The following is a 14,040-nucleotide window of genomic DNA, read 5'->3' on the forward strand; positions in this document are numbered from 1 at the left end:
TCATAGACAATTCGGGTAACCGCTCAGACACAACCGTAGCTCCGCCGAGACTGTTCCCGCCGCGCTGCGCTCCCCGACGGCCGATATGTTGGAGCGCGTGGCCCTTCCCAACCTCACCCGGGATCAGGCGGTCGAACGCGCCGCACTGATCACCGTGCACAGTTACCAGATCAACCTCGACGTCACCGACGGGTCGGGCGCGCCGGGCGAGCGCACCTTCCGCTCCACCACCACCGTGGTGTTCGACGCGCTCGCCGGTGCCGACTCGGTCATCGACATCGCCGCGGACACCGTCCACAGCGCCAGTCTCAACGGTCAGGATCTCGACGTCTCCGGCTACGACGAGTCGACCGGCATCGCCCTGCCGGGACTGGCCGACCGCAATGTCGTCGTGGTCGACGCCGACTGCCGCTACTCCAACACCGGCGAAGGGTTGCACCGCTTCGTCGACCCGGTCGACGACGAGACGTATCTCTACTCACAGTTCGAAACCGCCGACGCCAAGCGGATGTTCGCGTGCTTCGATCAACCTGACCTCAAGGCCACCTTCGACCTCACGGTGACCGCCCCGGCGCACTGGAAGGTGGTGTCCAACGGCGCGCCGGTCAGCGTCGAAAACGGCGTCCACACCTTCGCCACCACGCCGCGGATGAGCACCTACCTGGTGGCGCTCATCGCCGGCCCGTACGCCGTGTGGAACGACACCTACACCGACGAGCACGGCGAGATCCCGCTGGGCATCTACTGCCGCAGTTCGCTGGCGCCCCACATGGACGCCGAGCGGTTGTTCACCGAGACCAAACAGGGATTCGGCTTCTACCACAACAACTTCGGCCTGCCGTATGCGTTCGGCAAGTACGACCAGCTGTTCGTCCCCGAATTCAACGCGGGCGCAATGGAAAACGCCGGCGCCGTGACATTCCTCGAGGACTACGTGTTCCGCAGCAAGGTCACCCGCGCCTCGTATGAGCGGCGCGCCGAGACGGTGCTGCACGAGATGGCGCACATGTGGTTCGGCGACCTGGTCACCATGACGTGGTGGGATGACCTGTGGCTCAACGAATCTTTCGCCACCTTCGCCTCGGTGTTGTGCCAGGCCGAGTCGACCGAATACACCGAGGCATGGACGACGTTCGCGACCGTCGAGAAGTCGTGGGCCTACCGGCAGGACCAGATGCCGTCGACCCACCCGATCGCCGCGGACATCCCCGACCTGCACGCGGTTGAGGTGAACTTCGACGGAATCACCTATGCCAAGGGCGCTTCCGTGCTCAAGCAGCTGGTCGCCTACGTGGGCTTGGACCACTTCCTGGCCGGGCTGCGGGACTACTTCCGCACCCACGCGTTCGGGAACGCCACGTTCAGCGACCTGCTCTCCGCGCTGGAGAACGCGTCCGGGCGCGACCTGTCTACCTGGGGCCAGCAGTGGCTGAAAACCACTGGGCTCAACACCTTGCGCGCGGATTTCGATGTCGACGGTGAAGGCAAGTTCACCAGGTTCGCGGTGACGCAGAGCGGTGCGTCGCCGGGTAAGGGCGAAACCAGGGTGCACCGGATTGCCGTCGGAATCTACGATGACGACGAGTCCGGCAAGCTGGTCCGCGTCCATCGCGAAGAGCTGGACGTCGACGGCCCGAACACCGATGTCCCTGCACTGGTTGGTGTTTCGCGCGGCAAGCTGATTCTGGTCAACGACGACGACCTGACGTACTGCTCGCTGCGGCTGGACCCGGACTCGCTGCGGACCGTGCTCGAGCGGATCGCCGACATCGCCGAGCCACTCCCCCGCTCGCTGGCATGGTCGGCGGCCTGGGAGATGACGCGCGAAGCCGAACTGCGCGCCCGCGACTTCGTGTCCCTGGTGTCGGGCGGCATCCATGCCGAAACCGCGGTCACGGTGCTGCAGCGGCTGCTGATGCAGGCGCAGACGGCGGTGGGGTCTTACGCCGAGCCGGAGTGGGCGCGCGAACACGGCTGGCCGCAGTTCGCCGACCGGCTGCTGGAGTTGGCCCGCGGCGCCGAGCCCGGGTCCGACCATCAGCTCGCCTTCGTCAACGCGCTGTGCACGTCGGTGCTGTCGCCGCGTCACGTCGAGGTGCTGGCGGCGTTGCTCGACGGCGACCCGGCCGGGCAGGGACTGCCGGGCCTGGACGTCGACACCGACCTGCGCTGGCGGGTGGTGACCGCGCTGGCGACCGCCGGCGCGATCGATGCCGACGGGCCGGAGTCGCCGCGCATCGACGCCGAGGCGGAGCAGGACCGCACCGCAGCCGGCCGGCGGCACGCCGCTCAGGCGAAGGCGGCCCGGCCGCAACTCGAGGTCAAGGAGAAGGCATTCACCACGGTCGTCGAGGACGACACCCTGGCGAATGCGACGGCACGGGCCATCATCGGGGGTATCGGAGCACCGGGGCAGGGTGAGCTGCTCAAGCCCTTCGCCGCGCGCTATTTCGAGGCGATCCCGGGTGTGTGGGAGCGACGCTCCAGCGAAGTCGCGCAGTCGGTGGTGATCGGCCTGTACCCGTACTGGGACATCAGCGAAGAGGCGATCGAGGCCGCGGACTCGTTCCTGGCCGATCCCGACGTGCCGCCGTCACTGCGTCGACTCGTCTTGGAGGGCCAGGCCGCGGCGAAGCGGTCGCTGCGCGCCCGCAAGTTCGATGCCGGCGAGGCGGACTAGGTCACAGGTAGCCACCGTCGCGCAGGCCGGCCGCCAGCTCCAGCCGGTTGGTCTTGCGGAAGACCAACTCGCGCAACAACTCCCAGCCGTAGGCGCGGAGCATGCCGGCGTAGCCCAGCGCGGCCCACTGTGCGCTGTGCACCTCCTCGTGGTGCAGCAGCCGGTCCAGATCGAGCGTCGGTGACCTGATGACCTCTCGCAGCCGTTGCGCGGGATCCTCGACGCGGGGGGTGTTGACCATGAAGATGTCGCCCCAGGTGGTGCCACCTCGCTGGCTGAACAACCGCTGAATCCAGTTGCCGCCCAATCCCATCAGGATGCCGTGCGGCGTGGCGGCCAGTCGGCCGCCGTTGCGGTGGACGAACCGGACGTCGCGCTCGTAGGTCCAGCTGTTGGCACGCTGACGGTCCATGATCCGCAGCACCTCGGCGGCGGAGTACGGCGTTTCGGCGAAGTCGCCGCCTGCGTAGTCGGTGCCCGCGTTGACGACGTAGGCCAGCAGCACCGCCATCCGCGCCTCGGCCCCGGTGGCACCCTGCGGAAGGAGAAAGTACGACTTGCCGTGCCGGTCGGTGATCTCCTCACATCCCTGCAGCAGGTGCAGGGAGCCGACGAGACCCGTGCGCGCGACGCTGACCACGACGTCCGGCTCGACCGACCGGCGCGCGGCGTTGTCGAGCCATCTGCCCAGATATCCCGCCGACGGCGGGCCGGTCAGCAGATCCGCCTGGCGCAGCGCGCGCTCGTACGGAGTCACGTAGCGCGCGAAACCCGGGCCGCATCCAGTGTGACCTCGGGGCGAAAATCTGCCCCGGATCTCACCGTGGTTGCACGTTCGACGCGCGCACTAAGCCGGCGAGATCCCCGCGCTGAGCACCCGGATCGCGCTGACCAGGCCGTCGATCAGGTTGCCCTGCTCGAACGCCGACGAGGCGGCGGCGACGCCGAGCGGTGCCGCGGATTCGGCGCCGCGACCCCGCACCTCCGCGCCGTAGACCACCTCGATGGCGCTCTGGTCGGGCGACACAGCGAGCAGCACGGCGTTGTTGGGCGTCGGGACCCTGGCCAGGATCTCCCGGGCCCGGGCCGCGGTGTCGCCGCCCAGGTCGCCCAGGTAGACGGCGAACCGCGCCTTGGACGCCCGGGATGCGTACTTCAAAGCGTCGTCCACGGCGACCAGGTCGTTGATCGGGAAGGGGTAGTGCGACGAGAGCTCGCCGGGCTCGGTGACCCCCGAGACCCGTCCGCTGGTGGTGAGAACCCACCCCCGGGGCAGGTCTGCCGGGTCGATCGTTGCGACTTCACCATGTGCCACTTGCGCCACCTCCAACCGTGAACTCCGATCCGTGCCCGCCGTGGTGACCGCCGACGGCCTCATCGGTGGCGGCCCACAGGATGGGGTCGTGGGTCCACTTCTGGGACAGGTCGTAGGTCGCGGGGTGCGGGCTCTTGCGGGTCAGGAAGATCAGCCCGAGGACGATCGCCAACCCGAACGGGATGCCGATAAAGATGAGGTGAATCTCCATTGCGCTCACGACGCAAACCGTATCCCACCGAAGGTTCGACCGGCGAGATCAGACCCCACTAATTCAGGCCGCGCCCTCGCCGAGGTAGCGCGCCCACGACGGGTCGAGCTCCTTGACCGTGGACAGCAGCCGCCAATGCTGTCCAGTGGGGGGCAGCGGGGTGCGGCGCAGCGACCAGCCCAGCTCGGTGAGCAGCTTGTCGCCCTTGCGGTGGTTGCACGTCGAGCAGCATGCGACGCAGTTCTCCCAGGAGTGGTCGCCGCCGCGGCTGCGTGGGACGACGTGGTCGACGGTGTCGGCCTTGGCCCCGCAGTAGGCGCAGCAGAAGCGGTCGCGGTGCATGAGCGCGGCCCGCGTCATCGGGACCCGCGCCCGGTAGGGCACCCGAACGTAGGAGCGCAGCTGGATCACTGACGGCACCACGATCGAGCGGGTCGCGGAGTGGATGACGGCCGCGCTCGGATCGTCGTGCACCACGTCCGCCTTGCCGCAGATCACCATCACGATGGCGCGCCGCATCGGCAATGCGGTGAGCGGTTCGTAGGTGGAGTTGAGCAGCAGGACCCGCCGGCGACTCCAGATTGATGCGGTCTCGGAGCGGGTAGGGGGATGGGTGTCAATGCTGTGCAGGCACGAAGCGGTCGCAGGGCCGGGTCCGTTTGCCGCGGCACCGGAACTGCGGTGGCTGCGGCGTTTGTTGCGCTGCGCCATAAATCCTCCGCCGACAGTCCACCACGATTTGCTGCCAATCGCACGCCAATTGCGTCAGCCGCGCCGTGTCGATCCGGTGAACACCGGGAGCAATCGCGGCCCGGACAGCGGTGGCCCACAATGGAGCGCGATGGAACAAACACCTGAATCGTTCTACGACGCCGTCGGCGGCGCCAAGACCTTCGAGGCGATCGTTGCCCGGTTCTATGAGCAGGTCGCCGAGGACGAGATACTGCGGCCGCTGTATCCCGAAGAGGACCTCTCCGGCGCCGAGGAGCGGCTGCGGATGTTCCTCGAGCAGTACTGGGGCGGCCCGCGAACCTACTCGGATCAGCGCGGACATCCCCGGCTGCGGATGCGGCACGTGCCCTTCCGGATCACCCCGATCGAGCGCGACGCGTGGTTGCGGTGCATGCACACCGCGGTCGCCTCGGTCGACTCGCAGACGCTCGACGAAGACCACCGTCGCCAGTTGCTTCAGTATCTGGAAATGGCCGCCCACTCCCTGGTCAACTCGGCGTTCTGATGGCCGACCCGGACGATCTCTGGTGGCAGTCCGCGGTGTTCTACCAGGTGTATCCGCGCTCGTTCGCCGACAGCGACGGCGACGGCGTCGGCGATCTCGACGGCCTGGCCGACCGGCTGGACCATTTGGAGCAGCTTGGTGTGGACGGGATCTGGCTCAACCCGGTCACCGTCTCCCCGATGGCCGACCACGGCTATGACGTCGCCGACCCGCGCGACATCGACCCGTTGTTCGGCGGAACCGCCGCTTTCGAGCGGCTGATCACCGCGGCGCACGCGCGGGGCATCAAGGTCACCATGGACGTGGTGCCCAACCACTCCAGCTCGCAACATCCCTGGTTCCAGGACGCGCTGGCCGCCGGGCCGGGCAGCGCTGAGCGCGATCGCTACTACTTCCGCGACGGGCGCGGGCCGGGCGGCAAGCTGCCGCCCAACAACTGGGAATCGGTGTTCGGCGGGCCGGCGTGGACCCGGGTGACCGAGCCGGACGGCAAACCCGGCCAGTGGTACCTGCACCTGTTCGACACCGAACAGCCGGACCTCAACTGGGACAACCCGGAGATCTTCGACGACTTCGAGAAGACGCTGCGGTTCTGGCTGGAACGCGGCGTGGACGGATTCCGCATCGACGTCGCACACGGCATGGCCAAGCCGCCGGGGCTACCGGACGCGCCGGAGGCGGGTGTCGAGATCCTGCGCCACACCGATGACGACCCGCGGTTCAACAGGCCGCACGTGCACGCGATCCACCGCGACATCCGGGCGGTCATGGATGACTACCCTGCCGCGGTCACCGTCGGCGAGGTGTGGGTGCACGACAACGCGCAGTGGGCCGAGTACGTGCGCCACGACGAATTGCACCTCGGCTTCAACTTCCGGCTCACCCGCACCGAGTTCGATGCCACCGAGATCCGCGAGGCCGTCCAGAACTCGCTGGAAGCGGCGGCGCTGGAAGACGCCACCCCGACCTGGACCCTGGCCAACCACGATGTCGGCCGTGAGGTCACCCGCTACGGCGGCGGCGAGGTCGGGTTGCGACGGGCCAAGGCCATGCTGATGCTGATGCTCGCCCTACCCGGCGCGGTGTTCCTCTACAACGGTGAGGAGCTGGGTCTGCCCGACGTGGACCTGCCCGACGAGGTACTCCAGGATCCGACGTGGGAACGCTCGGGGCATACCGAGCGCGGCCGCGACCGGTGCCGGGTTCCACTGCCCTGGTCCGGTGAGACCCCTCCGTTCGGCTTCTCCAGCAATCCCGACACCTGGTTGCCGATGCCGGCGGACTGGGCGCGGCTGACGGTGGCGAAGCAGCGCGCCGATCCGGGTTCGACGTTGTCGTTCTTCCGGACTGCGCTCGAATTACGCAGATCCCGTGCAGAATTCGGCGGCGCGGAGATCGAGTGGCTGCCGTCGGCCGACCAGGCGGTGGTGTTCCGGCGCAGCGGCGGACTGCTGTGCGTCCTCAACGCCGGCGAGGAGCCGGTCGCACTGCCGCCGGGAGAGGTGATCTTGACCAGCGCGCCGTTGGTGAGTGGCGAGTTGCCGGCCGACAGCGCGGCCTGGCTGGTGTAGCCGGGCGTTTCGCGTTTCGGCACTCGCTGCTCTATATGTGATGCATGGCGCCCTACGCATGGACAGTGATCGGAGCGGGACCGGCGGGCATCGCGGCCGTCGGACGACTGCTCGACCACGGAATCCCAGAGGACAAGATCGCCTGGATTGACCCAGCTTTCGCCGCGGGCGATCTGGGCGCTAAGTGGCGGGCGGTGTCGAGCAACACCATTGCCGGAACATTTCTGGAATATCTGAACGGCTCCAAAGCATTTCGGTTCGCCGAGGCGCCGCCGTCGCCGCTCAAGGAGGTCGATCCCGAGGAGACGTGCGCCCTGGCCCTGGTAGCCGATCCGCTGCAGTGGGTCACCGGGCATCTGCGGGAACGGGTCCAGGTCGTCCAGTCCACCGCGACCACGCTGACGTTGACGCAACGGCGTTGGCGCATCGAGACCGAACTCGGTGAGGTGGAATCGCAGAACGTCGTCCTCGCGGTCGGCGCGGTGCCGAAGAGCCTGTCGTATCCGCACCTGAGGGAGATACCGGTCGACGTGGCGCTGGACCCGGAACGGCTCGCCGATCAACAGTTGGAAGGGGCCACCGTCGCGGTCTTCGGCTCCTCGCACTCGACGATGATCGCGTTGCCGCATCTCCTGCGGCTCCCCGTCGCGAGGGTGCTCAACTTTTACCGCAGTCCTCTCAAATATGCGGTGTATCTGGATGATTGGATATTGTTCGACGACACCGGACTCAAAGGCCGGGCGGCGGAGTGGGCCCGGGAGAACATCGACGGCGTGTACCCCGACCGGCTGGAGCGGTACTGGGTTTCAGGCCCCGAATTCGAAGCAAAGCTACAGGAGTGCGACCGCGCCATCTACACGGTCGGCTTCGAGCCCAGAACGCTGCCCGCGACGCCGCAATGGGGCCCGCTGCACTACAACCCGCAGAACGGGATCATCGCCCCCGGACTGTTCGGGCTGGGCATCGCATTCCCGGAATACGCCGAAGACCCGTACGGCTACGGCCAGCACCGCGTCGGGCTGAAGAAGTTCATGGATTACCTGAACTCCGTACTGCCGTTGTGGATGGTTTACAGCACGTAATACTCGGCCTGATTCCAAAAGTCTTCAGAAGATCAGTGCACCATCAGCGCCGCATGGGTGCGCCGCCGGTACACCGACCCGAACCGCGCATCGATACGCAACCAGGCGGGCGAGATGCGCACCCGGACCACCTCGTCGTCGCTGCTGGCCTCAGCAGATTGCGGCAGGAAACCCATTGCGGTCAAAGCGAATACGCACCGCATCGGCACGCCCACCAGCGCGTCGCCGGAGCTGACCTCGAGAACCTCCTGGTCCAGCAACGACACCGGCGGCCCGTGTGCTCCGCCGTGCTCCTTGGCCAGTTCCGCGCCCTGTTGGGACAGGTCCAGCAGCAACTTCGCGGGGATGTCATCGAGGTGGGTGAAGCCGGATTCCGGCGGCAGGCCACCCCGCCACGCCGAATCCATCGCAAAACCCGGGTCGACGTACCCCGCGCCGGAGGGCGCCAGCAGCCCGCGCGCCAACGCGTCGGCGGCCACCGACATGTCGTCGGGCTTCACCCTGCCGACCACCACGCGAGAGGCAAGCACGTCGAAACCCGTTGCCACCCAAGCGGTCAGCAGGCCCGGAGACCGGGCTCGGATCCGGATGACCGCGGCCTCGTCGAGACGCAGCGCGTGGTCGACGAATGCGGCCAGGTCCGCGCGGTGCGCCGGGTCGGCCAGCCACAGTCCGCGCTCGGCTACCGAATCCACCGTTGCAGATACTCCCGATGATGAGGCGACAAGCGCACCAGGCGCTGCTCCTCGATGTGCACAGCCGCCAGCTGTGACTCGGCGATGACGGCCGGCTTGGAATCCGGGTCGGCGTTGACCGAGCGCACCTCGTAGCCCAGCGTGAAGTCGACCGCCCGCAGCCGTTTGGTCCAGATCGTCACCTGCAGCGGCGAATCCATCAGGCGCAGTTGGTCTTTGTAGGTGACCCGGACGTCGGCGATCAGCAGGCCGATGGTGGTGATGTCGGCGCCGAACGGTTCCTTCAGGAACGGGACCCGCGACTCTTCCAGGATCGTGACCATGGTGGCGTGGTTGACGTGCTGGTACATGTCGATGTCCGACCAGCGCACCGGAACGGCCGCGACGTATCCGACGCTCACCCTGAGGACGCCCGTCCGCTGGTGCGTGTCATGCGGCGGATCTGCCGCGCCGCCACCGACAGCGTCGCGAGATCGGTTGCGCCGCTTTCCCGGATCTCGTTGAGCGTGCGACGGGCCCGCTCCACCCGGGACGCGCTGATGTGTTCCCACTCGGCAATCTTCTGCTCACCACTTTCGTCGGGCTCCCCCGCCGCCAGTACGTCGAAACACAACGACCGCACCGACGCGTAGATGTCGTCACGAATAGCCAACCGCGCCAACGAATGCCAGCGGTCGGTGCGCGGCAGCTCCGACACCGCGGTCAACAGCGAGTCGGTGCCCAGGCGGTCCATCAACGCGAAGTAGGTGTCGGCCACCTCGGCCGTCTCGACTTCGGTGATGTCGGCGATATCGATGATGTCGAGCAGGCTGTAGCGGTACAGCCCGGCCGCGACCCGGTAGGCGAGATCCGGCGGCGCGCCCTGAGCGGTGAACTCCGCGGCCTCCTTCTCGACGATGGCTTTGTCGTCCCCGCGCAGCCACTCCGACATCCGCGGCGTCAGCGCCTTGACCTTGGCGGCGAACCGGTTGATCTCGGCGCCGACGGCCAGCGGTTGCGGACGGTAGTTGAGCAGCCACCGCCCGGCCCGGTCGATGAGCCGACGGGTGTCCAGGGTCAGCCGGTCGGAGAGTGCGACGGGCAGGTTGGCGGCGCGAATGCGGTGCCAGATGTGGTCGATGCCGAAGATGGCGTCGGTGGCGGCAAAGGTGCGCACCGCGTGGATCTGCGGGACACCGACGTCTTCGGCGAGCCGGAAGGCGTAGCTGATGCCGGCCGTGTCGACCATGTCGTTGATCAACGTGGTGGTGACGATCTCGCGGCGCAGCTGGTGCGTCCGGATCTCCGGGGTGAACCGTTCCCGCAGCGGTTTGGGGAAGTAGGCCGGCAGCCTGGACGCGAACACGTCCTGGTCGGGCAGCTCGGTGTTCAGCAGGTCCTCTTTGAGGGCCAGCTTGACGTGCGCCATCAGCGTCGCCAGCTCGGGCGAGGTGAGGCCGAGACCCGCCTCGGTGCGCCGGACGATCTCCTTCTCCGAGGGCAGCGCCTCCAGTTCGCGATTGACCCCGCGTTCGGCCACCAGGTACTTGATCTGGTCGGCGTGCACCGGCAGCAGACTGGCCGCGTTGGCGCGGCTGGTGCCCATCAGGTCGTTCTGGTCCTCGTTGTCGTGCAGCACCAGCGTGCCGACCTCGTCGGTCATGGACTCGAGCAGCGCCGTGCGTTCCTCCGGCTGGACTTTGCCGGCGGTGACCAGCGAGTCGATCAGGATCTTGATGTTGACCTCGTGGTCAGAGCAGTCGACGCCGGCGGAGTTGTCCATCGCGTCGGTGTTGATCCGGCCGCCCGACAGGTCGAATTCCACCCGGCCCCGGGCCGTCACGCCCAGGTTGCCGCCCTCGCCGATCACCTTGGCCCGCACCTGGTGCCCGTTGACCCGGACCGGGTCGTTGGCGCGGTCACCGACGTCGGCGTCGGACTCGGACTCGGACTTGATATAGGTGCCGATGCCGCCGTTGAACAGCAGGTCCACCGGCGCCTGCAGGATCGCGCGCATCAGGTTGGGCGGTGCCATCTCGGTGACGTCACCGTCGATGCCGAGGGCGTCGCGCACCTGCGCGCTGACCGGGATCGCCTTCTGGTCGCGGCTGTAGACGCCGCCGCCGTCGCTGATCAGCGACTTGTCGTAGTCGTCCCAGCTGGAGCGGGGCAGGTCGAACATCCGCTGCCGTTCCACCCAGGACGTCGCCGAGTCGGGGTTGGGGTCCAGGAAGATGTGCCGGTGATCGAAGGCGGCGATCAGCCTGATGTGTTTGCTGAGCAACATGCCGTTGCCGAAGACGTCGCCGCTCATATCGCCGACGCCGACGACGGTGAAGTCCTCGGTCTGAGTGTCGACGCCGATCTCCCGGAAGTGCCGCTTGACCGCCTCCCAGGCCCCCTTGGCAGTGATGCCCATGGCCTTGTGGTCGTAGCCCACCGAGCCGCCGGAGGCGAACGCGTCCCCGAGCCAGAAGCCGTAGGACTTGGCGACGTCGTTGGCGATGTCGGAGAACGTCGCGGTGCCTTTGTCGGCCGCCACCACCAGGTAGGCGTCGTCGCCGTCCCGGCGGACCACCTGCGGTGGCGGGTGGACGGCTTTGGTGGCGTGGTCGACGTTGTCGGTGACGTCGAGCAGTCCCGAGATGAACAGCTGGTAGCAGGCGACGCCTTCGGCGCGGGCGGCGTCGCGGTCGGCGGCGGCTTCACCGGTGGGCAGCGGTGGTCGCTTGACGACGAAGCCACCCTTCGCCCCGACCGGGACGATCACGGCGTTCTTCACCGCCTGCGCCTTGACCAGGCCCAGGATCTCGGTGCGGAAATCGTCGCGGCGGTCGGACCAGCGCAGGCCGCCGCGGGCCACCGGGCCGAAGCGCAGGTGTACACCTTCCACGCGGGGCGAGTAGATGAAGATCTCGAACTTGGGACGTGGCAATGGGAGTTCGTCGAGCAGCTGCGCATTGAGCTTGACCGACAGCACATCCCGGCTGCGGGCCGAACCTTCGCGTGTCACAAAGTAATTGGTGCGCAGCGTGGCCTGCACCAACGAGGCGAAGGCGCGCAGGATGCGGTCGGTATCCAGGCTCACCAGCGCGTCGATGTCGGCGGCCACGGCGGCGGCGGCCGTCTGCGCATCGCGGCCGCTGCCCGCGGATTTCGGGTGGAACAGCGCTTCGAACAACGCGACCAGCGAGCGCGCCGTGGAGGGATGCTCATTGAGCACCGACTCGATGTAGGACTGGCTGTAGGGGAAGTTGGCCTGCCGCAAGTACTTTGCGTAGGCGCGCAGCAGCACCACCTGCTGCCAGGTCAGTCCGGCGCGCATCACCAACTCGTTGAAGCGGTCGACCTCGACGCGGCCCTGCCAGATCGCGGTGACGGCATCGGCGAAGCGCTGAGCACCCGCTTCGCGTTCCTCCTCGGTTGCCGCCAGCGGGATGGTCGGGTGCGGCTGGATCTTGAACTGGTAGATCCATACCGGCAATCCGTCGGGCCGGGTGACGGTGAACGGTCGCTCTTCGAGAACGACGACGCCCATGCTCTGCAGCATGGGCAGCAACTGGCTCAGTGACGCGGTGCGACCGCCCAGGAACCAGGTGAGCTGGGCGAGCCCGTGCTCGTCGCCCTGGGAGAAGACCAGCTTGACCGAGTCGTCGCTGAGTTCCTTGATGACGGCGATGTCGTTGATCGCCTCGGCAGGTGCGACGGCCTGCTTGTAGGCCTCGGAGAAGGCCGCCGCGTAGTGCTCGGCGTCGGCGTAGCTGACCGCGGCAGTAGGGGCCGCGGCGGTGAGCCGGTCGGCCCACGTCCGGGCGGCTTCGCTGAGTAGCGCCTGGATGCGGTTGCGGTTGGCTTCGGAGACGTCGACGGAGCCCGATTGCGAATCCTCCGGCAGCCGCACCATGAAATGCATCAGCGCCCAAGGCGATTCACTGACCCGCGCGGTGAACTCCAGCCGGGTGCCGCCGAACTCGCGGACCAGGATGTCCTCGATCTGCAGGCGCACCGGGGTGGTGTAGCGGTCGCGGGGCAGATACACCAGGCAGGAGACGAAGAACTGCAGCCGGTCGGCGCGCAGGAACAGCAGCGCCCGCCGTTGCGAACCCATGTCCACGACGGCTTTCGCCATGGACAGCAGCTGCTCGGCGCTGAGGGTGAACAACTCCGGCCGCGGCACGGTCTGGATGACGTCGAGCAACAGCTGTCCCGGGTGGCTCGGGTCGCTGCCCGCCAGGGTGAGCGCGTCGCGGACGCGGTGCGAGATCGTCGGGATCTCCAGCACGTCGGCGTTCATGGCCGCGACGGTGAACAGTCCGACGAACCGGTGCTCGTAGACCTCACCGCCCCCGGCGTACTCGCGGATGGCGATGGCATAGGGGTAGGCGCCGTAGCGCAGGTAGCTGCCGACGGCGGCCTGCGCCAGCACCAGCAGCTTGGACTCGTCGGTGAGCCGCGGCCGGGTGCCCGACCGGGCCCGCAGCACGCCGAGGCCGCTGGAGCCGTCACCGGCGACCAGACCGTCCTGCACCCGGGTGCGCTGGTAGCCCAGCAGCAGGAAATTCCCCCTGTTCAGCCAGCGCAGCAGCGCCGCCACCTCCTGGCGGTCGGGTGCTTCGTAGCGGCCTTCGGGGTCGTCGTCGACGGCCGCGGCGACCTCGCTCAGCGTGTCGATCATCGCGGCGGCGTCGGTGGCGACGCGTTGCACATCGGCGAGAACCTTGGGCAGCAACCGCTCGACCTCGGCGAGGGCTTTGCGGTCGACCGAGGCGGACAGCTGGACGTGGATCCAGGCTTCTCCCACATAGGGCGACGCGTCGTCGGCTTTCGGTTCGACACGCTGCAACTCCCCGGACGGGTCGCGGCGTACCTCGAACACTGGCGTCATGATCGCCGTGTAGGCCAGACCGAGCCGGTGCAACAGCACTGTCACCGAGTCCATCAGCATGCTGCCCTGGTCGGTCACCACCTGCAGCGCGGGTCCGAAGCCCGCCTCGTCGTCGGCCAGATAGACGGCGACCGCGCTTTCGCCGGCCGGGCGGTGCTGAGCGAGCCGGCAGTGGGCATCCACCACGCTGGCGGCCATGACCGAGCCTGACTCACTCGAGTGGTGGGGTCCGTCGTCGCGCGGTCCCCGATAGCTGTCTCGGTAGGCCTGGGAAACCCAGTCAGGGATCTCGGCGCCGTGCGTGAACGTGGTCCACGCCGCGACGTCTTGTCTGGCCCCGGGATCGATCGTCATTCCGATTGCTCCCCACTCGCGACGGATACCG

The 14,040-nt window shown here is 67.8% G+C and carries 11 protein-coding genes; 4 read left to right on the forward strand and 7 right to left on the reverse strand.

All coding sequences use genetic code 11. The features are described 5' to 3' along the window. Positions 1 to 97 precede the first annotated feature (97 nt). Entirely contained in the window at positions 98 to 2,680 is a 2,583-nt protein-coding gene (gene pepN, locus C0J29_RS21125; protein ID WP_120794872.1) for an aminopeptidase N, read from the forward strand. A 1-nt stretch (position 2,681) separates the two neighbouring features. Here pepN and C0J29_RS21130 read toward each other — a convergent pair whose 3' ends face one another. The 4 genes from C0J29_RS21130 to C0J29_RS21145 form a co-directional block, all read right to left on the reverse strand. Continuing rightward, the gene (locus C0J29_RS21130; protein ID WP_242460504.1) at positions 2,682 to 3,437 is read right to left on the reverse strand and encodes a hypothetical protein; all 756 of its coding nucleotides are present in this window, start codon (positions 3,435 to 3,437) and stop codon (positions 2,682 to 2,684) included. Between the two features lie 90 nt (positions 3,438 to 3,527). Further along, entirely contained in the window at positions 3,528 to 3,995 is a 468-nt protein-coding gene (locus C0J29_RS21135) for a DUF5130 domain-containing protein (protein ID WP_065045121.1), read from the reverse strand. Beyond that, complete coding sequence (gene ctaJ, locus C0J29_RS21140; RefSeq protein WP_065045120.1) at positions 3,982 to 4,206, reverse strand: aa3-type cytochrome oxidase subunit CtaJ; 225 nt, start codon at positions 4,204 to 4,206, stop codon at positions 3,982 to 3,984. Before ctaJ ends, C0J29_RS21135 begins: the two co-directional genes overlap by 14 nt. Positions 4,207 to 4,269: 63 nt before the next feature. Continuing rightward, entirely contained in the window at positions 4,270 to 4,917 is a 648-nt protein-coding gene (locus tag C0J29_RS21145; RefSeq protein WP_065045119.1) for an HNH endonuclease, read from the reverse strand. A 130-nt stretch (positions 4,918 to 5,047) separates the two neighbouring features. On the opposite strand from C0J29_RS21145, the gene C0J29_RS21150 reads away from it, so the two are divergent. From C0J29_RS21150 to C0J29_RS21160, 3 genes are all read left to right on the forward strand, one after another. Next, the gene (locus tag C0J29_RS21150; RefSeq protein ID WP_065163735.1) at positions 5,048 to 5,443 is read left to right on the forward strand and encodes a globin; all 396 of its coding nucleotides are present in this window, start codon (positions 5,048 to 5,050) and stop codon (positions 5,441 to 5,443) included. Then, a complete protein-coding gene (locus tag C0J29_RS21155; RefSeq protein WP_120793462.1) occupies positions 5,443 to 7,014 on the forward strand; it encodes a glycoside hydrolase family 13 protein in 1,572 nt (523 codons plus the stop codon). Before C0J29_RS21150 ends, C0J29_RS21155 begins: the two co-directional genes overlap by 1 nt. A 65-nt stretch (positions 7,015 to 7,079) precedes the next feature. Beyond that, complete coding sequence (locus tag C0J29_RS21160) at positions 7,080 to 8,096, forward strand: FAD/NAD(P)-binding protein (RefSeq protein WP_065163764.1); 1,017 nt, start codon at positions 7,080 to 7,082, stop codon at positions 8,094 to 8,096. 32 nt (positions 8,097 to 8,128) lie between these two features. Here the strand turns inward: C0J29_RS21160 and C0J29_RS21165 are convergent, their stop codons facing one another. Genes C0J29_RS21165 through C0J29_RS21175 form a run of 3 tightly spaced genes read right to left on the reverse strand, consistent with a single transcriptional unit; the run spans position 8,129 to position 14,009 of the window. After that, entirely contained in the window at positions 8,129 to 8,791 is a 663-nt protein-coding gene (locus C0J29_RS21165; RefSeq protein WP_120793463.1) for a DUF8010 domain-containing protein, read from the reverse strand. Further along, positions 8,779 to 9,192, reverse strand: coding sequence for an acyl-CoA thioesterase (locus C0J29_RS21170; protein ID WP_120793464.1), 414 nt, complete (start codon positions 9,190 to 9,192; stop codon positions 8,779 to 8,781). The genes C0J29_RS21165 and C0J29_RS21170 overlap by 13 nt, the downstream gene beginning before the upstream one ends. Further along, entirely contained in the window at positions 9,189 to 14,009 is a 4,821-nt protein-coding gene (locus C0J29_RS21175) for an NAD-glutamate dehydrogenase (RefSeq protein ID WP_120793465.1), read from the reverse strand. The genes C0J29_RS21170 and C0J29_RS21175 overlap by 4 nt, the downstream gene beginning before the upstream one ends. Between the last annotated feature and the right edge of the window lie 31 nt (positions 14,010 to 14,040).

Origin of the sequence: Mycobacterium paragordonae (assembly GCF_003614435.1) — a bacterium.
GTDB lineage: Bacteria > Actinomycetota > Actinomycetes > Mycobacteriales > Mycobacteriaceae > Mycobacterium > Mycobacterium paragordonae.

Coding starts and splice junctions, on each gene's coding strand:
- ctaJ (WP_065045120.1), bottom strand. CDS start 4,206: ATGGAGATTCACCTCATCTTTATCGGCATCCCGTTCGGGTTGGCGATC.
- C0J29_RS21145 (WP_065045119.1), bottom strand. CDS start 4,917: ATGGCGCAGCGCAACAAACGCCGCAGCCACCGCAGTTCCGGTGCCGCG.
- C0J29_RS21150 (WP_065163735.1), top strand. CDS start 5,048: ATGGAACAAACACCTGAATCGTTCTACGACGCCGTCGGCGGCGCCAAG.
- C0J29_RS21155 (WP_120793462.1), top strand. CDS start 5,443: ATGGCCGACCCGGACGATCTCTGGTGGCAGTCCGCGGTGTTCTACCAG.
- C0J29_RS21175 (WP_120793465.1), bottom strand. CDS start 14,009: ATGACGATCGATCCCGGGGCCAGACAAGACGTCGCGGCGTGGACCACG.